18 protein-coding genes and 1 tRNA gene are annotated in these 19923 nt (G+C 56.9%); 14 read left to right on the top strand and 5 right to left on the bottom strand.

Annotated elements, in window-relative coordinates; genetic code table 11:
* The first annotated feature begins 37 nt into the window (after nucleotides 1-37).
* From HMPREF0045_RS02985 to HMPREF0045_RS10660, 3 genes are all read left to right on the top strand, one after another.
* On the top strand, nucleotides 38-859 hold the full coding sequence (locus HMPREF0045_RS02985) for a hypothetical protein (protein WP_155813079.1): 822 nt from the start codon (nucleotides 38-40) through the stop codon (nucleotides 857-859).
* 124 nt (nucleotides 860-983) lie between these two features.
* Nucleotides 984-2078, top strand: a complete 1095-nt coding sequence (locus HMPREF0045_RS02980) for an NAD(P)/FAD-dependent oxidoreductase (RefSeq protein ID WP_005985377.1) — start codon at nucleotides 984-986, stop codon at nucleotides 2076-2078.
* Between the two features lie 125 nt (nucleotides 2079-2203).
* The gene (locus HMPREF0045_RS10660; RefSeq protein WP_005985375.1) at nucleotides 2204-2545 is read left to right on the top strand and encodes a hypothetical protein; all 342 of its coding nucleotides are present in this window, start codon (nucleotides 2204-2206) and stop codon (nucleotides 2543-2545) included.
* Here the strand turns inward: HMPREF0045_RS10660 and HMPREF0045_RS02970 are convergent.
* A complete protein-coding gene (locus HMPREF0045_RS02970; RefSeq protein WP_040315686.1) occupies nucleotides 2542-3483 on the bottom strand; it encodes an aldo/keto reductase in 942 nt (313 codons plus the stop codon). The genes HMPREF0045_RS10660 and HMPREF0045_RS02970 overlap by 4 nt on opposite strands.
* A 17-nt stretch (nucleotides 3484-3500) precedes the next feature.
* Nucleotides 3501-4463 carry a RecB family exonuclease gene (locus HMPREF0045_RS02965; protein ID WP_005985371.1) on the bottom strand — a complete coding sequence of 321 codons (963 nt, stop codon included), beginning with the start codon at nucleotides 4461-4463 and terminating at the stop codon, nucleotides 3501-3503.
* Nucleotides 4464-4595: 132 nt separating this feature from the next.
* On the opposite strand from HMPREF0045_RS02965, the gene HMPREF0045_RS02960 reads away from it, so the two are divergent.
* Genes HMPREF0045_RS02960 through HMPREF0045_RS02935 form a run of 6 tightly spaced genes read left to right on the top strand, consistent with a single transcriptional unit; the run spans nucleotide 4596 to nucleotide 11836 of the window.
* Nucleotides 4596-5783, top strand: a complete 1188-nt coding sequence (locus HMPREF0045_RS02960; protein WP_005985369.1) for a tRNA (adenine-N1)-methyltransferase — start codon at nucleotides 4596-4598, stop codon at nucleotides 5781-5783.
* A 9-nt stretch (nucleotides 5784-5792) separates the two neighbouring features.
* Nucleotides 5793-7382: a proteasome ATPase gene (arc, locus tag HMPREF0045_RS02955; RefSeq protein ID WP_005985366.1), complete on the top strand. Its 1590-nt coding sequence runs from the start codon at nucleotides 5793-5795 to the stop codon at nucleotides 7380-7382.
* Nucleotides 7382-9160, top strand: a complete 1779-nt coding sequence (locus HMPREF0045_RS02950; protein WP_005985365.1) for a proteasome accessory factor PafA2 family protein — start codon at nucleotides 7382-7384, stop codon at nucleotides 9158-9160. Before arc ends, HMPREF0045_RS02950 begins: the two co-directional genes overlap by 1 nt.
* Nucleotides 9153-9338 (top strand): ubiquitin-like protein Pup, encoded by a 186-nt coding sequence (locus tag HMPREF0045_RS02945; protein WP_005985363.1) that lies wholly within the window; start codon nucleotides 9153-9155, stop codon nucleotides 9336-9338. Before HMPREF0045_RS02950 ends, HMPREF0045_RS02945 begins: the two co-directional genes overlap by 8 nt.
* Entirely contained in the window at nucleotides 9335-10717 is a 1383-nt protein-coding gene (locus HMPREF0045_RS02940; RefSeq protein ID WP_005985360.1) for a proteasome accessory factor PafA2 family protein, read from the top strand. Before HMPREF0045_RS02945 ends, HMPREF0045_RS02940 begins: the two co-directional genes overlap by 4 nt.
* Complete coding sequence (locus HMPREF0045_RS02935; protein ID WP_005985358.1) at nucleotides 10718-11836, top strand: FKBP-type peptidyl-prolyl cis-trans isomerase; 1119 nt, start codon at nucleotides 10718-10720, stop codon at nucleotides 11834-11836. It abuts the gene before it with no gap.
* Between the two features lie 95 nt (nucleotides 11837-11931).
* On the opposite strand, the gene HMPREF0045_RS02930 is transcribed toward HMPREF0045_RS02935, so the two are convergent.
* Nucleotides 11932-12423 carry a nucleoside/nucleotide kinase family protein gene (locus tag HMPREF0045_RS02930; protein ID WP_005985351.1) on the bottom strand — a complete coding sequence of 164 codons (492 nt, stop codon included), beginning with the start codon at nucleotides 12421-12423 and terminating at the stop codon, nucleotides 11932-11934.
* A 69-nt stretch (nucleotides 12424-12492) separates the two neighbouring features.
* Here HMPREF0045_RS02930 and HMPREF0045_RS02925 point away from each other — a divergent pair, with 69 nt between their 5' ends.
* The 3 genes from HMPREF0045_RS02925 to pyk all read left to right on the top strand — a co-directional run bounded on the left by HMPREF0045_RS02925 (nucleotide 12493) and on the right by pyk (nucleotide 15723).
* Nucleotides 12493-13338, top strand: coding sequence for an indole-3-glycerol phosphate synthase TrpC (locus HMPREF0045_RS02925; protein WP_005985348.1), 846 nt, complete (start codon nucleotides 12493-12495; stop codon nucleotides 13336-13338).
* Nucleotides 13335-14204, top strand: a complete 870-nt coding sequence (gene lgt / locus HMPREF0045_RS02920; RefSeq protein WP_005985346.1) for a prolipoprotein diacylglyceryl transferase — start codon at nucleotides 13335-13337, stop codon at nucleotides 14202-14204. The genes HMPREF0045_RS02925 and lgt overlap by 4 nt, the downstream gene beginning before the upstream one ends.
* A gap of 91 nt (nucleotides 14205-14295) precedes the next feature.
* Nucleotides 14296-15723 carry a pyruvate kinase gene (pyk, locus tag HMPREF0045_RS02915; RefSeq protein WP_040315935.1) on the top strand — a complete coding sequence of 476 codons (1428 nt, stop codon included), beginning with the start codon at nucleotides 14296-14298 and terminating at the stop codon, nucleotides 15721-15723.
* A 197-nt stretch (nucleotides 15724-15920) separates the two neighbouring features.
* On the opposite strand, the gene HMPREF0045_RS02910 is transcribed toward pyk, so the two are convergent.
* Nucleotides 15921-15993 (bottom strand) — tRNA-Leu (locus HMPREF0045_RS02910).
* A gap of 58 nt (nucleotides 15994-16051) precedes the next feature.
* On the opposite strand from HMPREF0045_RS02910, the gene HMPREF0045_RS02905 reads away from it, so the two are divergent.
* Nucleotides 16052-16657, top strand: coding sequence for an ANTAR domain-containing response regulator (locus HMPREF0045_RS02905; RefSeq protein ID WP_040315684.1), 606 nt, complete (start codon nucleotides 16052-16054; stop codon nucleotides 16655-16657).
* A 122-nt stretch (nucleotides 16658-16779) separates the two neighbouring features.
* Here the strand turns inward: HMPREF0045_RS02905 and HMPREF0045_RS02900 are convergent, their stop codons facing one another.
* The gene (locus tag HMPREF0045_RS02900; RefSeq protein WP_005985341.1) at nucleotides 16780-17175 is read right to left on the bottom strand and encodes a thioesterase, FlK family; all 396 of its coding nucleotides are present in this window, start codon (nucleotides 17173-17175) and stop codon (nucleotides 16780-16782) included.
* Between the two features lie 47 nt (nucleotides 17176-17222).
* Here HMPREF0045_RS02900 and polA point away from each other — a divergent pair, with 47 nt between their 5' ends.
* Entirely contained in the window at nucleotides 17223-19898 is a 2676-nt protein-coding gene (gene polA / locus HMPREF0045_RS02895; RefSeq protein ID WP_005985338.1) for a DNA polymerase I, read from the top strand.
* The last annotated feature ends 25 nt before the right edge of the window (nucleotides 19899-19923 follow it).

Here is a 19923-nt window from a genome sequence, read left to right as displayed (position 1 = left end):
CACAAACGCCTCTACCAACCCCGCTAGTGCGCCAAGGTTGGCTGGTGCGCAGCTAAATAGCCAATCAGCTTTGGGCCAGCCGACCAAGGATGAACCGGATGAGGATAAGCCTAGCGACCCCTTTGATGCTTTGATTTACGAAGCCAGAGAATCCTTTGACGCTGTGGAGCAGAAGTCTAGAAAATCCTCTGGCACTGAGGCCAAAACTGATACCCCAAAGCGAGTGAGCCACAAAAAGACCGTTGCGGATGGCCCTGACCCTGCTCCCTATCTCAACGATGGCACAAATACTTCTGCCTTTATCTGTATCGCATATGTAGCTTGGATTGGGTTCTTCTACTTCTGTGGCCTGATGGTTTATAGCGAGGTGTTTAAAAGGACCAACTATTTTGAGGCCTTAGATACCGGACCTCAATGGTGGTTGCTAGGGCTGGTACGCATAGCAGAATTTGGTCTGCTGGGAGGGTCAATGGCGCTGTTGACTTTTATCTGTGGGTTTATATTGCGCGAGATGAGGCCCCACTTTGCCTATCCGCTGGTGGCGCTGGTAGCCATGCTACTTGTCTGGCCAACGTTAGATTATGCGGGAAACCAACGTCTACTTGAAGACATTAACTATGAGTTAATAAGGCTTTCTATAGTGGAGCGCGATCCCATTGCAGAGAAATACTTTAGTGAGCTGCCCCCGCCCCAAGTGGTGTCGCCTTCAATGCTAATGCAGCTTTCAGCGCTAGGGGCGCTAATTGGCCTATGGCTGCGGCGTAGATATGACTCTATTGATCATCCGATGACTAAGCTCATGGCCGGCTTGGCTAAGCTCGCGGCCGGCCTAAAATCGCTCTTTTCACTGCATGGCTGAGGCTAAGCGCACAACTAGGCTTCAGTAAAAACGTGGACTTAAGGCCTAGGTGCGCTAGGCTTTAACTAAGGCCGCCGCAAGCGACGCGGCATGGCCACCCAACCTATTACCCGGGAGAAGTATTATGGTTCGCGTCACTATTGTCGGTGGTGGCTATGGCGGTATCACTGCGGCTAAAGCCCTAGACGAGTGTGCCGAAGTAACTCTGATCGAACAAAAAGACACTTTCGTTAACCATGCGGCAGCGCTGCGCGCCACGGTTGACCCCGATTGGGCACAAAAAATCTTCCTGCCCTACGACCACCTACTCAAAAATGGCCGCGTAATTAACGCCACCGCCATGAGCGTGGACGGCACCACCGTGCGCACCTCCGACGGCCAGGTAATTGAAGCTGACCAGCTGATTTTAGCTACCGGCACGGCCTACCCCTTCCCGGCCAAGCACATGGATTCACCCTCAGTGGTGGCCAAGGCCCGCATTGCCCGCACCAATGACGCCCTTGCATCTGCCAGGCGGGTACTGATTTTGGGTGCTGGCGCAGTGGGGGTGGAGCTAGCTGGTGAAATCACCTCCGCCTTCCCTGACCTGCACGTAATCATGGTTGAGAGCGCCGACGATATTTTGTGCTCCAGCGACTACAAGAGTGAACTGCGTGAAGCCATCCGTGCCCAGCTACTTGATCGCGGCGTAGAAATCATTACCGGCGACAAACTGGCTTACCTGCCCTCCACTGATGTGGCCACCTTGTCGCCTTTCACTGTGGAAACTAAGGGTGGACGCACCATTGAGGCCGATATTTGGTTCCGTGCCTATGGGGCGCGGGTAGCCAGCTCCTTCCTAGGCCAGTCCTACGCCGACATCCGCCACTATGACGGCACTATCCGGGTGGATGAATACCTGCGCGTAATCGACCACCCTCACGTGTGGGCCATCGGCGACCTAACTGACGTGCGTGAATCTAAGCGTGCCGACGCTGCCCGCGCACACGCCGAAGTGGTAGCTGCCAACATCAAATCCATTATTGCTGGCGGCGCTCCCACCAAGCGCTACCGTCCGACTAAAGAATGGGTGGTTTTGCCGCTAGGTCCCGACGGCGGTGCCTCCCAGCTTTTGCGTGACGGCGTACGCGTGGTGGTTGGCCCTGAAGAAACCAGCCGCATCAAGGGTGAAGACCTGTTTGTGGACTTTGTGCGTGAGCAGCTAGGTCTAAACGACTAAAAGCAGCCTTTAGGATTGGCCCGGGGTCAATTACTCCGGGCCAAGGCACAAACTACAGCCGGCAAACTACAACCGATTATTGGTTAATCGCTGCGCGGGGGCGAAAATCTCGCTAACCTTGGCATATGGCTACAGATCCGCGCGCAGCACTTAACCGACTCATTGCCGCTTTAGAGCAGCACTTTGAAGCCGCCTCCACCGGTGACGAATTCTCGCCAGCGGTAATTGCCGCTGAAGACCGTCTCGCTGACGCCTTCTTCACCTACGACGACGCCCTGTTCACTGCCTTTGGTATTGAGCTTCCCCTGGACATCGTCGACGCTGATGAAGACGACGACGATGACTTTGACGAAGAAGACTTCGAAGACGACGAAGATGAAGACTACGACGTCGACGACTTTGACGAAGACGACGACGAAGATATCGATGAAGAAGATCTTGACGAAGAAGACGAGGAAAAGTCTTAACTAACCTCGTTTAACACGTGGCGGATCTGCGGCTCTAGCTGCAGATCCGCAGCAGCCAGTATGTCACGCAGCTGGTGAGTGTTGCGCGCGCCAACTATCGAACAGTCAATCCCATCACTGCCGCGAGCCCAAGCCAAAGCTACCTCAAGCGGGCTACGCTCCAAGCCCGCAGCCGCCGTCGCCACCGCGTTAACCACGCGGGCGGCGTCGTCGTTTAAATAAGGGGCCACAAACCCGGCCAGATGCACTGAGGCACCACGTGAGTCAGGGGGAGTGGAGTTACGGTACTTGCCGGTAAGTACCCCGCGCCCTAGCGCAGACCAGCCGATAACCCCAAAACCCAGCTCCTGGGCGGCCGGGATAAGCTCCTGCTCAGCGCTACGGTTAAGCAGCGAATACTCAGTTTGCACCCCGGCCATACCAATAGCGCTACCAAGCAAATCAGCCATATGCACAGCCGCCCAAGCCGGATAGTTAGACACCCCCACATAGCGGGTGCGGCCACTGCGCACAGCCATCTCTAAAGCTGAGGCTGTTTCCTCCATGGGCGTGTAGTAGTCGGGGATCTGTACCAGCCACAAATCCAGGTGGTCAGTGCCCAAACGTGCCAAAGAATCATCGAGCGTGTCTAGCAGCGTGCCGCGCCCGGCGTCGCTAACCGCGCTACGCTCACCGGTGCGCCACGAACGCACCCCTGCTTTAGATACCAGCACCACTTCACGGCGTGAAATGTGCTTAGTCAGCAGCTGGCCCAGCAGCTTTTCACTGTCACCGCCTACATATGAGGCAGCCGTATCAACCAGTGTGCCGCCCTTATCTACGAATAATTCCAGCTGCTCACGGGCACTAGTGGCATCAGTGTCGTTGCCCCATGTCATTGTGCCCAGACCTAGCGAAGAGATCCGTAACCCACTGCGTCCTAACTGGCGATACTCCATAGGCAAAGGTTAGCAATTTAGTCATGGGCGGTGAGCATGTAGCTCAACTTCTCTACTGGCATGTCGGGCTCTCTACCCCCAAATAGCGGGCAAAACTCCTGGTGAGCACACCAGCCACATAAAACACTTTTACGCGGTGGGAAATACTGACGCTGGGCGCAGGCAAAAATTTCGTTCCAAGTTTGCTCTAATTGCTCCTCAACCTCGATAAGTTCACTAGGGTGAGGGTCATGGCTTAGCGTTTTAGTGTCTTTAAGATAAAGCAATTGCAAACGCGCCGGCATAACCCCACGCATCCGCTTTAACACCAGCGCATAAAAACGCAGCTGGAATAGGGCTTCAGCCATAAAACGCGGGGCGGGGGCTTTACCAGTTTTATAGTCAACTACCCGCATAGCCCCATTTGGGGCCACATCTAGCCGATCCACAAAGCCGCGCAGCAGCAGCCCCGAATCGGTTTTAGCCTGCACGAACAGCTCACGTTGGGCCGGCTCTAGACGCTGAGGCAGTTCCATGCGGAAATAGTTAGAAATAAGCGCGTGCCCCTGCTCTAACCAGGGCTCTACCTGGCTGGGGTCATCAAATAGATCCATAACCGCCGGGTTAGCCTCACGGTGGGCCTGCCAGTGGGGCTCAAGCATGGCCTGGGCGGCGGCTTCAGTGCGCTGGGCGGCAGGCAGATCAAATAGGTCTTCAAGCACCGCATGTACCACCGTGCCCTTGTGGGTGGCCAGGGAGCCGGGCTCTTCAAGGCGATCTACGCAGCGAAACCTAAACAGCAGCGGGCACTGCTTAAAATCTTTTACCCGCGAGGGAGACAGGGCGTTGCGTTTGCCGCCCGTAGGGCGGGCGCCAGAGTCTGCCGCGCCGTCGGCCTTTGAGCCAGCTGAGCCCGCGCCGTCGGCCACAGCTGAGCTGGAGCCTCCTGGCTGGGTGCCCGCTGCCGCGCCGTCGTGTGAAGTATTTAAGTGCCCATCCATACCCACAAAATTAACAAACCCTGGGCTCTTTTAGTTTTAAGGGAGGCGCACTATTTCCCTATTAGCTAGCAAGCTAGTGACCTATGTCCCAGCAATACTGGTGACAATTAGGTAGCCCTTACACTGGTGGGGATGAGTGAGGAAATCGAAAACAGCCCCCAGCCCACCCAGGCCGAGCCGGCCCTAGATCAGGTAGCAGCCACCGTTATTCGAGCCAAGCGTGAGGTAGCCAAAGTTGCCACCCAGCAGCGTCTGGGCCAGGACGGGCGGCGCGGGCCGCTGCGCTATGGTGAGCGCGTGCAGATCACCGACACTAAAAAGCGCATGAGTACCTTTGTGCTTGAGGAAGGCGGCTATTTCCAGTCGGTACGCGGCAACCTGCACCACAGTGAAATTGTGGGGTTAAACGAGGGTAGCGTCATTGAAACCGCCAGTGGCCATGAACTGATGATTATGCGCCCGCTGCTAGCCGATTATGTGCTATCCATGCCGCGTGGGGCTCAGGTGGTTTACCCTAAAGACTCGGGAAATATTGTGGCCATGGCCGATATTTTCCCCGGCGCTCGCGTGCTAGAGGCTGGGGTGGGTTCAGGGGCACTAACCATGAGCCTGCTAAGCGCCATTGGGGAAGAGGGCAAACTTATCTCTATTGAGCGCCGCGAGGATTTTTCCCGTATTGCCGCTGCTAATGTTGATGCCTGGTTTGGCCGCCACCACCGCGCCTGGCAGCTACACAGCGGTGACTTTGCCCAGGTGGTAGCTGATTTGGTGGAGGATGCTTCGATTGACCGGGTGGTGCTAGACATGTTGGCGCCCTGGGAGAATGTGGAGCAAAGTGTCCGGGCTTTGGCCCCCGGCGGCGTGTTTTGCGCTTACGTGGCTACCGTCACTCAGATGTCGCGCACGGTTGAGGCGCTGCGAAGCACCCAGAGCTTTAGTGAGCCGCTGGCTTGGGAAACCATGTCGCGTGGCTGGCATGTAGATGGCTTGGCGGTGCGCCCCGATCACCGCATGGTGGGTCACACTGGTTTCCTGGTTTTGGCGCGTCGTTTAGCTGCCGGCTCTAAGCCCCTTAGCCGCCGGCAAACCGGTAGGGGTGGGGCTTATGACGACTCTGGTTACTGGGTGGCCGACGACGTCGACGAGCGCACCAGCACGGACCGTAAAGTTCGCAAGGTGCTGCGTGACTGCCTGGTTAAGCAGCCCGACGACGCCACTGAAGTAAATGTGCAAGCTACCAGCGCCCGGGGGGCACTAACTGATCAGGTAGCGCAAACTTTGGGGCTAGACGCCGTCCAGCGCCCGGCTTTTAAGGAGTAGCTTAAAAGCATGGGTAGAGCAAATGTTGACCCGCTAGTGCTAGTTGGCCAGGTACGCCAATTACAGGCTGAAGCTGCCAGTTTGGCGGCTAAAAACGAGCGATTGGCGGCGGGCTTAAGACGCGCTAAACAGCGTTTAGAGCAGGTCGATAGCCAGCTAGAAAAGCTACGCCAACCGCCCCTTAGCTACGCGGTGTGCACTGGGCTGTTTTATGAAAACAAGCAGCTAGTGGCACTAGAGGCCATGGTGGGGGCGCGGCGTATGCGCCTAGCGGTGCACCCTAGCGTTAAAGAACAGGAGATTAACGCCGGCAGTCAGCTGTTAATTAACTCTTCCCAAGTGGTGGTGGGTGTAAGCGAACCCATGAACGTGGGTGAAGCAGTCTATGTCAGCGAGCGCCTCGATAGTGAGCGAGTGCTGGTAACTACCTCCTCGGGCTCTAGTAAAGTGCTGCAGCTGGCCCCTGGTTTGCAGCGCGAAAATTTGGACCAGCCACTGCGTAGCGGGGATATGCTGGCTGCTCACCTGGAGGCAGACCTGGCGCTGGGCCTAATTGAACGCACCGGCGTGCAGGATTTGATTGTGCCCGACAGCCCCAATATTTCTTTTGAGGAAATTGGTGGTTTAGCTGACGCGGTTAGCGCGGTGCGTGACGCTATTGAACTGCCTTTTACACACCCGCAGCTGTATCGCTCCTATAACCTTTCGGCCCCTAAAGGCGTACTGCTTTATGGGCCTCCAGGGTGTGGTAAAACCTTGATTGCTAAGGCTGTGGCTACTTCCCTGGCACACGCTAGGGGGCAAGGTGACGCCGCATTTTTCAACATTAAAGGCCCTGAACTGCTTGATAAATATGTGGGTGAAAGCGAACGCCAAATCCGCACCATTTTTGAGCAGGCTAGGCGTCTAGCTGATGAGCAGCGCCCGGTAGTGATTTTCTTTGACGAAATGGAGGCGCTGCTGCGCCGGCGTGGCTCAGGTATTTCTTCAGATATGGAAAGCACGATTGTGCCCCAGATGCTGGCGGAAATAGATGGGGTTGAGGCCCTTAACAATGTGGTAATCATTGGCGCCACTAACCGTGAAGACATGCTTGATCCGGCAGTGCTGCGGCCGGGGCGACTAGACGTAAAAATCTATATTGGTCGCCCCGATAAGCTCGCTGCCGGCGAGATTTTAGCTAAGCACCTAACTAGTGAGTTACCGATTGCCTCCAGCGAGTTGGCGCGCGCTGGCAGTAGGCAAGATGCTTTACAGATCATGATTGGTGCCACTGTGGAGGCGCTGTATGCGGCCAGCCATGCCAACGAGATTTTGGAAATCACCTACGTTAACGGCGCTTCTCGTAAGGTTTATGCCAGTGAGCTGATCTCTGGTGCCTACCTGGCAGCGGTGGTGGCTAGGGCCAAGACTTTAGCGATTAAACGTGAACTAGCCGGAGCTGAGGGTGGCATTAGCACCTCTTTACTGCTGGAGGCAGTGGCCCAGGCGGGGCGTGAACAAGAAGAGCTTAACGCCAGCACTGACTCTGAGGGCTGGCTACGCCAGCTGGGGGAGAGGCCTGTGATGGTGCGTAGCGTGAAGCGAGCTAAGCACTGATGCACACGCCAGATCCAGCCCGGCGCATGGTGGGTTTAGAAACCGAATTTGGTATTTTAGCCCCCGGCTGCGCCATGAATCCTATGCAGCTGTCGGCGCGAAGCGTGGCCGCCTATGCGCCCTTTTCGCGGGCAGGGCGTTGGAGCCAGGCGGTGCGCTGGGATTATGAGGATGAAGATCCCCTAGCTGACCTGCGTGGTGGGCGCTTGGCGCGTGATTTAGCTGATGCTTCTTTGCTAACTGATTTGCCTGGCAGCCTAGCTCCTAGTGCCCCTGCGGGCGCCAGCGATGGCAGCCAGCCAGGGGGCAGCGCTGATTGTCAGGAGCCATCTGTGCCCACTGCACTTTCTGCGGGCGCCCCTTTAAACCAGGGGACTGGTGGCGCGGCGCAAAGCCTGGCCGGTGGGCTATGTGACTGGGGTGTGCCCGGGGTGGGGGCCGGGGAGGTTGTGCGTGACCTGGCTGCTGAGCAGGCCCTGCCGCCGGGGGCTAGTTTGCGTACTGGTAAGCAGTTGCAAAGACAGGCCCTAACTAACCTGGTGCTAGCTAATGGGGGGCGTTTTTATGTGGATCATGCTCACCCTGAATACTCCAGTCCTGAATGCGCCACCCCATTTGCGGCCATGGTGTGGGATCGGGCTGGGGAGCTGATAGCTGCCCGGGCTACAGCTCAGCTTAAAGCTGAGGGATTACAGGTGCATGCCTACAAAAATAATGTGGACGGTAAGGGCGCCACTTGGGGCGCGCACGAAAACTATTTAGTTAGCCGCGCTCTGCCCCTGGATCTGCTTAATTCGCTTCTGGCCACGGTGCTAGTTACCCGCCAAATAGTGGTTGGTGCTGGCCGGGTGGGTTTAGGTGAGCGCAGTGAACAAAGTGGCTTCCAGATTTCTCAGCGCGCCGACTACATCCACACCAGTGTGGGCTTGCAAACCACCTATGCCCGCCCCTTGCTCAATATGCGCGATGAGCCCCACGCCGATGGGCGCTCTTGGCGGCGTATCCATGTCATTAGCGGTGACTCTAACCGTTTTGATGTACCGATTTTGTTGAAAGTGGGTATCACTAACCTGGCGTTGTGGCTGCTAGAAACCCAGCCGCAGGCTTTGGAGCCACTATTGCTGACAGGCGACGTGGTAGCCCAGTGTCATCAGGTTTCACGTGACTTGAGTTTGAAAACTAAGCTGCGCGCATCCGGGGGAGAATTTAGCGCCCTGCAGATCCAACAAAAGCTACTAGACGCCGTCAAGGCGGCCTGTGTGGAGCGCTTTGGGGGTCTTGAGGCTAGCCAGATTGGTAGCGCCGCCCAGGTGATTGAGCTGTGGCAAAAAGTGTTGGATGGTTTAGCTAGCGATATTTCCACTGTGGCCGACTGTGTGGAGTGGGTGGCTAAATATCAGCTGTGTCAGGGCTTGCGTTGGCGTGGGCGTATCGACTGGGATCATCCGCGTCTGGCGGCCCTGGATATTCAGTGGGGTGACGTTGATGGGGCCATTATTAAGCGTTTAGATGCGGGCGGGCGCATTATGCGGTTAGCTTGCGCCGCTGAGGTGGCCGACGCCGTCGCTGCTGCCCCGCCAGATACGCGCGCTTATCTGCGTGGCTGGGCGGTAGCTAATTTGGAGCATACGGTGGGGGCTTCGTGGACTTCAATTCTTTACCAGCCACCGGGCTGGCCTCATATAGTGCGCCTGAGTTTGAAATCTTTGCGCCCCCAGCCAGAAATCGCCCAATACCTGCGTGAGCAGCTAAAACATCAAGGAAGTTTAAGTGGATAGTCAAAATCAAATTAATGCCAGCTACTCTAGCCAGCAAAGTGCCCCTAGTCAGTGGCAAGAGCCGGTAGAGCAGCTTGAGATTCAAGATCTTGACGACATTCTTGACGACATTGACGCGGTGCTAGAGGAAAATGCTCAAGAGTTTGTCGACAGCTTCATTCAAAAGGGTGGACAGTGACTAGTCGCAGCCCTAGCCGGCGTGTATTTGGGTTAGAAACCGAGTATGCGCTGACCACTCAGGGCGGCCAGATGGATGCCGAGCAGCGGGCTCGAAGCCTGTTTGAACCGATAAACCGGCGTTATAACAGCACTAACGTGTTTTTACCTGGCGGCGGCAGGCTGTATTTAGATGTGGGCTCCCACCCTGAGTACGCCACCGCTGAATGTGACCGCCTTGAGGATCTACTTATCCAAGAGCGCTACGGCGACCAGCTGGTGCAGTCACTAGCCAAGCAAGCTAATGAGCGTCTAGAAGGCCAAAAACTACACATCATTAAAAATAACCGTGACCAGGCTGGTCACGGCTATGGTTGCCATGAAAACTATCTGCTGGCGCGCACCGATAACTATTGGGGTCAGGCCCGTAGCCTGCTGCCTTTCCTAGTTACCCGCCAACTTATCAGTGGGGCAGGTTGGCTGGCCGATGATGGTAGTTACCGCCTGTCTCAGCGCGCCGACCAAATGTGGAATGAGGTGGCTAACTCCACCACCCGTTCACGCCCCATGATTAATACCCGCGACGAACCCCACGCTCAGGGCGATAAATGGCGGCGCCTGCACATCATTGTGGCTGATTCCAACCTGAGCCAAGCCATGACCTTGTTCAAGGTAGGGGCCGTGGATCTGCTGCTGGACGCTATTGAACATGGCCAAGATTTTTCTGATCTAACCCTGGCTAACGCCCCTAAAGCTATCCGGGAGGTTTCTAAAGATCTACGCGGCCAAACCATGGTGGAGTTAGCTGATGGACGGCGTCTAGGGGCAGCCCAAATTCAAAGCGAGTTCTTGGAACGCTTAAGCCAATATGCGCAAACTGAGCTGGATTTAGACCCCTGGCAAGCCCAGGTGTTAAACATTTGGCGTACCTGCCTGCAGGCCATCAGCGCTGGTAATTGGGGCAAGGTCAGCCACCTGGTGGATTGGGCGGCCAAAAAGAAACTACTGCAGGCCTATGCCAACCGCCACCAGCTAGCGCCAAATGATGTGCGACTAAAACGTTTAGCTTTGGCCTACCATGACCTAGACCCAGCAAGTGGGCTGCGCACTAAATTAGAGCGCAGCGGGGTTCTAGCTACTTTCATCGACGCCAATAAAGCCACCAGCCCCACCGCCCCTGCCACCACCCGCGCGCACCTGCGAGGTTCACTTATTGAAGCTGCACAGGGTGCAGGGCGCCTACTTAAAGCCGATTGGGTTAACATCAAACTTGAAGACGGCTCAGCCCACCAGTTTGAGCTGCTTGATCCGCTAGCAAATAGTGACTGGCGAGTGGATAAACTACTTGATGAGCTGCAAAGCTCGCAGATAGACCCGTTTTGGCAAGGCACAGGAGTGTAGGTGGAACAGCAACCTCGTAGCGCCCGCAGCGCAAACGACCCCACTAACGTTACTCAAGCCCACCGTGTAGTTACCGCCACGCTAGGGCGCAAACGCCCTAAGGGAATCTGGTTCCTCCTAGGGGCAATAGTACTAATCGCCCTTATGGTGATAGTGCCGGTGCTAGTCTCAGGCGGCCAAGACCCACAAATGTCTTCAGCTAAAGCCACCGACGCACAGCTAAGCGCCGACGCGCCCCTAGCTGACGCCATGACGGTTTCAGGCAACGTGGGGGCCATCCCGGTACTGAACCTCAAACACCCCCTAAGCCCAGTAGACAAAGTCATTAAAGATGAGCTTGTCAAAGGCACCGGCCGCGCCCTAGTTAAAGGCCAAGGCATGCTACTAAACCTAGCTACCTTCTCAGGCCAAGACGGTAAAAACACCACCGCCGGTGGGCGCGGAGTGCGCCTATATTCCGGGCTGCTAGACGAAAAAGTAGGCCAAACCCTGCTAAACAACCTTGAGGGAGTAAAAGAAGGCTCACGCCTAGTACTGCGCGCCCCCGTAACCAACAACGGGGCCACCACTGAAGAAATCACCGTAGTGGATGTACTACCCACCGTGGCCACCGGCACTCCAGCCAGCGCTGACGCCAGCGCCCCCAAAGTAACCGTGGGAAGCGACCAAGTCACCGTAGCTCTAAGCGGAGTAGCTGAACCCACCCAATCACAGATCTACTCCCTGCTAGTAGGTAAAGGCGAACAGGTACGCGCCGACTCCACCGTCATCGCCCGCTACAGCCTAATCAACTGGAAAGACTCCAAAGTCATCTCCAGCTCCTGGAACCCCGCCGAGGCCCCCGGCGTAATCGACATGAGCAACACCCTCAAAGGCGTCGCCGAACACCTAGTGGACGTGCCCGTAGGCTCCCGCGTACTACTGACCCTACCCAGTGAACAAGCCCGCGGAGACGGAGCCGTAGCCATGGTCATCGACGTACTAGCCATCGACCACTCTGGCGGCGCCACCGCGACCGCCACGGCCACCATCAACGCTGACGACAACGTTCAAGTAACCGTCAGCCCCAGCGCCCTACCCTCTGCCAGCCCCAGCAAAACCTCCAGCAAACGCAAATAACGGGCCCCGCCGCTAAATAGCGCCAATTCTCAAACCAAGCAGCTAAACAGGCAGGCTTGGCGGCAGGAAAACAGGCAGGCGCGGCGGCCAGGCAATCACTGGTTGATGATCACCTGATCAACAAAACCATCCAAACCAGCCCAGGAACGCTTACAAAAGCGCTCCTGGGCTTCCCATTTAGCCACATCCCACAGGTAATCATCACGCCTAGCAATCCGCTCATGACGCACCCCATCTGGCGCATCAACCCAAACCTTGCGCATAGACACCCCCGCGTCCCTAAGCAAATACGCCAAATACAACGCCCCACTACCCTCAAACACATACACCGGCTCAAAACCCAAAACCAAAGGCTCACCCGGCGCCATCGCCACCCAATCCCACTGCGGCAAAACCGCCCGGCCACCCCCAGCTAACCCCCGCAAAGCCACCGCCACCTGCTCCATAGAGCCAGCCAAAGCATCCCAACCCTGCACACAATCATCCAAAGCCACCAAGCGCCCCCCAAACTCACGCGCCAAAGCAGAGCCAACCGTGCTCTTACCGCTACCAGTAAAACCATCAACAAAAACCCACAAATCACTCACCCCCACAGCCTAACGCGACCACCCGATTTGCTTTCAAACCCCTGTGAGCTCGATTATAGGGACGTGGGTGTGGTGGAAATAGTACAAAAACGCAGGCTCATGGACGCCGTCGCCGCAGTGCGCCTAGCCCAAAAACGCCGCGAACGCGAAGTAAGCCTGGCACAACTCAAAGAACTCGCCGCCCACGCCCAACCCGCACGCAACATCGCACACACCCTCGCCAGCCAAGAACGCCCCGTACAAATCATCGCCGAAGTAAAAACCGCCTCAGCCACCTTCGTCTCCCTAGGCCAAGTCCCCGCCGCCGCCACCCTCGCACGCACCTACGCAGCCGCAGGCGCCAGCGCAATCTCAGTAGTAACCCAAGTAGGCGGCTACGCAGGCTCCATCAAACAACTCGACGCCGTCGCCAAAGCCGTAGACGCCCCCATAATCGTCAACGACCTACCCGTAACCACCTACCAAATCCACGAAGCCCGCGCCCACGGCGCCGACGGCATCACCTTCACCATGCAGGCCCAAAGCGAAATCGCCCTCGAAAGCCTCATCGAACGCACCCACCAACTAGGCATGACCTCCATGGTCCAAGTCCGCTCACGACGCGAAGCCCTCCAAGCCATGGCCCTAGGCGCCCAAATGATCAGCGTCGACGCCCGCGACTACGTCACCGGACAAATCGACCCCACCCTCTTCGCCCAAATCGCAGACGTACTAGGCAACCGCGTAATACGCGTAGCCGCCGGCGGCGTACGCGGCCCCCACGACGTCATGCAATACGCAAAAGACGGCGCCAACGTAGTCGTAGTAGGCCAAGCCGCCATACTCGCCACCGACATACAACAATTCGTCTCCAACCTAGTCTCAGCCGGATCCCACCCCGCCCTACACAAACTCACCCGCGAAAAAAACCTATGAACACCACCCAACTCGCCACCCTCACCACCACAAACCTCCCCAGCGCCATAAACTCACCCAGCAACGCCATCTGGCACCTAGGCCCCATCCCCATCCGCGCCTACGCCCTATGCATCCTGGCCGGCATCTTCATCTGCGTATGGTGGGGCGACAAACGCTACCGCGCTCGCGGTGGGCAAAAGGATGTGGTGCTTGATACGGCGCTAGTGGCGGTGCCCTGCGGCATTGTGGGGGCGCGGCTATACCACGTGATTACCTCCCCAGATGCCTATTTTGGGCCCGAGGGGAATTTGGCCTTGATCCCGCAAGTTTGGCATGGGGGACTGGGGATCTGGGGCGGGATTGGCGCCGGTGCCCTGGCGGTGTGGCTTTACCTGCGCCATCGCAAACTTGAAGTGGGTACTTTTGCTGAGGCGGTGGCCCCCACACTGCTGGTGGCGCAAGCGGTTGGGCGCCTGGGTAACTGGTTTAACCAGGAGCTTTTTGGTGTTCCCACCACTTTGCCTTGGGGGCTGCGCATTGACGACGAGCACCTGCCTGCAGGCTACGCGCCAGGCACCCTATTTCACCCCACTTTCTTGTATGAGGCATTGTGGAACCTGGCTGGGGCGGCGGTGCTGGTGTGGCTGGGGCGGCGCTTTAACTGGCGTGGGGGAGTAAGTATGTGGGCCTATATGGTGATCTATACGGCTGGGCGTATTTGGGTTGAATACCTACGAATTGATGACGCGCAGCATATTTTAGGTATTAGACTTAATGTGTGGACATCGGCCGTGGTGTGTCTAATCGGTTTAACTGGGCTATTTTTAACCCTTCGCAAACAAAAAGCATCTGCGCAGGTGGGGGCGGGTTTGGAAGGAGAGTGAAGGTTTTGATTGAAAATGAAAATAACTTTTGAATTAGCTTAACAGCTGTTTAGGCTACAGTTACCGGGGAATGTGGTCTAATCTTGGTTACATGCGTAGAGCCAAAATTGTTTGCACCCTCGGTCCCGCAACCGAGTCCCCCGAGCAGGTACAGGCCCTAGTTGACGCAGGCATGAACGTGGCACGTATTAACCGTAGCCACGGTAGTGCTAAAGACCAGGAAGTTGTTATCGATCGCGTGCGCGCTGCTGCTGCAGCCTCCGGTCGTCCGGTAGCTATCCTGGTTGACCTACAGGGTCCCAAGATTCGCCTAGGGCGTTTCGTGGATGACCAGAAGGTCATGCTCAACAAGGGCGACGAGTTCACTATTACCATTGATGACGTGCTTGGTACCGTCAAGCGCGCATCTACTACCTACAAGGGTCTGCCTGGAGACTGCGCTCCTGGCGACATGCTACTTATCGACGACGGCAATGTGGCCATTCGTGTTGTGGCCGTCACCGACACTGATGTAATCACCAAGGTGGAGGTGCCCGGCTACGTTTCTAACCACAAGGGCATTAACCTGCCTGGTGTTGCCGTTTCTGTGCCCGCCCTAAGCGAGAAGGACCGTGAGGACCTGCGCTGGGGTCTGAACATTGGCGCAGACATTATTGCTTTGTCCTTCGTGCGTAACGCTAAGGACATTGAAGATGTACACCAGATCATGGACGAGGAAGGCATCCGCCGTCCGGTGATCGCTAAGATCGAAAAGCCCCAGGCTGTAGACAACCTAGAGCAGATTGTAGATGCCTTCGACGGCATCATGGTGGCTCGTGGTGACCTGGGTGTTGAGTACCCGCTAGAGGCCGTGCCGCTAGTGCAAAAGCGCGCCATTGAGCTGGCCCGCCGCTACGCTAAGCCGGTAATTGTGGCCACCCAGGTGCTCGACTCCATGATTTCTAACCCGCGCCCCACCCGTGCAGAGGCTTCTGACTGCGCTAACGCTATTCTCGACGGCGCCGACGCGGTTATGCTCTCGGGTGAGACTTCCGTGGGTGCTTACCCCATTGAGGCCGTTCGCACCATGGCCTCGATTATTGAAAACGTTGAGGAAAACGGTGGTGACCGCATCGCTCCGCTAGGCAGTGAACCTCACACCGTTGGTGGTGCTATTACCCGCGCCGCTGCCGGTATTGGTGAGCGCATTGGCGCCACCCACCTGGTGACCTTCACTCAGTCTGGTGACACCGCACGTCGTCTATCGCGTCTGCGTAACCACATTCCGCTACTGGCCTTCTCTCCGTTGCAGACCACCTGCAACCAGCTGTCGGTCTCTTGGGGTGTGCACGCCTACAAGGTTGACGAAGTACGTCACACCGATGAGATGGTCAAGCAGGTAGACCACTTCCTGCGTGAGAAGAAGCTAGCTCCTGAGGGCGCTCAGGTAGTTATCGTGGCCGGTATGCCTCCGGGCACCCCCGGCGCTACCAACTCCATCCGTGTCCACACGGTTGGCGAGCAGGTAGACTTCGACTGATTTTGTTAGCTAAATCAAACTGAAAGGCCCCGGCGTTAGCCGGGGCCTTTTGGCTGTTCAGGAAGTCAACAACTTAATGTGACTCTAATCACTGGTATTTGTGGTGTCGTTAAAACCTATTAAGCCTAGGTATTTAGAGGGGTGGATTTATGTTCTGCAAATCGGCTTTGACCTGCACAAACAATTCAAAAACTAAGTGCCCCCCGTGGGATTCGAACCCACACTGGATCGATTTTGAGTCGATTGCCTCTACCGTTGGGCTAGAGGGGCTGTGCGTCATCTAGTGTAACCCAGATTTTCAAGCACCTGTTCCACTATACTACCAAACATGAGTGCAGAGCCATTGATGTCATCACGTAGGGTCCTCGTCGCTGAAGACGAAGCCTTGATCAGACTTGATATTGTCGAAATCCTCACCGAAGCGGGCTATGACGTTGTTGGAGAAGCCTCCAACGGTGAAGAAGCAATTCGACTCGTGGAGGAACTCAAGCCAGACCTGTGCATCCTCGATGTAAAGATGCCGGTTATGGACGGGATCACCGCCGCAGAAACCATCATCAAAGAGCACTCCTGTGCAGTGGTTATGCTCACCGCTTTCTCTCAACTAGAACTTGCACGTCGTGCAGCAGATGCGGGAGCCATGGCCTACCTAACCAAGCCCTTCACCCCGGCAGACCTACTGCCGGCCATTGAAGTGGCTTATAGCCGTTTCGAAGAGATTGTCTCTCTAGAAAACGAGCTAGAGGACATGCAGGAGCGTTTCGAGACCCGCAAGCGCGTTGACCGCGCCAAGGGCCTGCTCCAAGAGCAGATGAACCTAAGCGAGCCTGAAGCTTTCCGCTGGCTACAAAAGACCTCCATGAACCGTCGCCTCACCATGCGTGAGGTAGCCGACGCCGTAATCGAGCAGGTTGGTGGCGCCAAAAAGAAGTAGACCCCTAACGCCTCTACCGCAAGGCAGTGGCTTTAACACTACACACTCATAAACGTGGGCAGGCCCTAGGCCTGCCCACAATGGTTTTAGCGGCGCTAAAACAGCTTTCCCTTTAAGAATGTCTAAGAAAACAGCACCCGCAACGTGCCGTGCGCAGTGAGGCGTCCGGCGTCGTCGTGAACATGAACCTGATAGGCCCCGGTGCGCCGCCCCAAATGCAGGGGCGTGGCCGTGGCGCGCACCCGCCCGCTCCTAACCGCACGCAAATGCGAAACGTTCAGTTCAGTGCCCACCGCCACCTTTCCTTCGGGCGCGGCCTCGCGAGCAGCTACCGAGGCGGCAGTTTCAATCAGCGCCGCACTAGCCCCGCCATGCAAAATCCCCACCACCTGCAACGCACCCTCAACCGGCATAGACACGATTGTGCACTGGGCGTCACGGCGCTCAACTTGCATCGCTAAAGTTTCCATTAATGTGCCCGACTCGCTAGCAATCAGGCCCTGCGTGGGATCACTCATGCCTTAAAGACTGACACGGCAAAGCCAAAAACCGCTAGCCTTAAACAGTGGATAACAAACGCCTGCTGCTAATTGACGGCCATTCAATGGCATTTCGAGCCTTCTACGCCCTACCGGCGGAAAATTTCGTCAACGGCGCGGGTCAACACACCAACGCCGTCCACGGCTTTTTAAGCATGTTCCTGGGGCTACTTGAAGCTGAGCAGCCCAGCCACGTGGCCGTAGCCTTCGACCTACCCGGCGGCACCTTCCGCACCCGCGAATATCCCGAATACAAGGGCACCCGCGACAAAACCCCTGAAGCTTTCATTGGCCAAGTAGAGCTGATCCGCCAGCTGCTGGGCACGCTAAACGTAACTTGCCTAAGCAAACCCGACTTTGAAGCCGACGACATTTTGGCCACGCTCACCAGCCAAGGCCTAGAACAAGGCTACGAAGTCCTTATCTCCTCAGGCGACCGCGACTCCTTCCAGATGGTCACAGACCACTCCACCGTGCTCTACCCGGTGCGTGGGGTGAGCGTGTCGCGGCGCATGACCCCCCAGGAAGTGTTCGCCCGCTACGGCGTCACCCCCGCCCAATACCCCCAGCTGGCGGCGCTGGTGGGGGAGGACAGCGACAATCTGCCCGGCGTGCCCGGGGTGGGGCCCAAAACCGCAGCTAAATGGCTAAACCGCTACGAGAGCCTAGAGGGCATCTACGCCCATGTGGATGAAATTAAGGGCAAGGTAGGTCAGTCGCTGCGTGATCACCTTGATGACGTTAAACGCAACCGCAAGCTAAACCGCCTGCTAACCGACCTAGAGCTAGATGTACAGCTAAGCGACCTGAAACTAACTGGTGGCAACCGCCACGAGTTCATTTCCTTCATGGACCAAATGCAGTTCGTGTCCCTGCGCGACAAGGCCCTAGCTCAGCTAAACTTCGATACCCAAATGCCGCTGGCGGAAATAGAACAGCTAGCCAAAGTGGAAGCTAAGCAGCTACACCTGGCCGGCCTAGCGGGCGGGCTAGAAAAGTGGCTACAAGGTGCTAGCCATCCTTTGGCCCTGGCGGTTACCGGCTGCTTCACCCCGTCTATGGGCGACGCCGACACCCTGATTCTCAGCGACGGCACCCAAAGCCTAAACATTGACCTGACCACCATTAGCCCTGCCGACGAGCAGACGCTAGCCCAGTATCTGGCCGGCAGCCAGGAAAAATACGTAACCGACTATAAATCCACCTGGCACGCCCTGCATGGGCGGGGCTTGGAGCTAAACTCAGTCAGTTTCGACGCCGCCCTAGCCGGCTATATTGCCCGCCCCGATCAGCGTGGTTACAGCGTGGCCGATCTGTCCCAGCGCTGGCTAGGAATCGATCAAGAACCCACCGGGCAGGCAGAGCAAACCCTGCTTGATTTAGATGGCCTGGGGCAGGAGGAAGCTAGCGTCGACGACGCAGCCCTAACCCACGCCCTGGTGCCGGTACTTACCGGGCAGCTAGAAAAAACCGATTCTTTGCAGCTACTAAGCCAGTTGGAGCTGCCGGTTTCGCTCACCCTAGCGCATATGGAAAACGCCGGCATCGGCGTCGACATGGACTACCTAGAACAGCTGCTAGGCGAGCTGGACTCGCGCGTAACCCACGCCGCCCAAAACGCCTACGACGCCCTGGGCCACACCATCAACCTATCTAGCCCCAAGCAGCTGCAGGTGGCGCTGTTTGAAGAACTAGATATGCCCAAGACTCGTAAAACCAAAACTGGTTACACCACTAACGCTGAGGCTCTAGAAGAGCTCTACCTTAAAACCGCTCACCCCTTCCTGGGCTACCTGCTAGAACACCGCGACGCCATTAAGCTGCGCCAAATGGTAGAGACGCTACGTAAAACCACTCGCGACGACGGGCGCATCCACACTGTTTTCCAGCAGACCGTAACCACCACCGGGCGCCTATCTAGCACCGAGCCCAATATGCAAAACATTCCGGCCCGCTCTGAAGAAGGCATGCGTATTCGCGGGGCGTTTGTGCCCGGGGAGGGCTATGAAGCCCTAATGACGGCGGACTACTCGCAAATCGAAATGCGCATCATGGCCCACCTGTCTAAAGATCAGGGCCTAATTGACGCTTTTGCTAGCGGCGAGGACCTACACCGCTATGTGGCCGCCCTGGTGCATGGCATTGACCCCGCTGAGGTCACCTCCCAGCAGCGCAGCCACATTAAAGCCATGAGCTACGGCCTGGCCTATGGCCTGTCCACCTTTGGGCTTTCACGCCAGCTAGGTATTTCTCGTGAAGAAGCAGCCAGCCTGCGCAAAGCCTACTTTGCGCGCTTTGGGGGAGTGCAAGAGTACCTAACCGGTGTAGTTAAGCAGGCCCGCACCTTGGGCTACACCCAAACCATGGCCGGGCGCCGTCGTTATCTACCCGGACTAAACAGCGACAACTACGCCACCCGCGAGGCTGCTGAACGCGCCGCCCTCAACGCCCCCATCCAGGGCACTGCCGCCGACATCATCAAGCAAGCCATGCTAAATGTGGAGGCCGCCCTACGCGAGCAGGGCCTAGCTAGCCGCATCCTGCTGCAGGTGCATGACGAACTCGTGCTGGAAATCGCCCCAGGTGAAGCTGAGACGGTGCAGCAGCTAGTGCGCCAGCAAATGGAAAGCGCTGCCAGCCTCAGCGTCAAACTAGAAGTTGGCGTGGGGTTGGGTAAAACCTGGCGCGACGCCGCCCACTAGTTATAAAAGTGATAGATAACACCAG

Source organism: Actinomyces graevenitzii C83, from assembly GCF_000239695.1.
GTDB classification, from domain to species: Bacteria; Actinomycetota; Actinomycetes; order Actinomycetales; family Actinomycetaceae; genus Actinomyces; species Actinomyces graevenitzii.
Note: the sequence above shows the minus strand (reverse complement) of the source record. Positions and strands in the feature narration are given on the sequence as shown.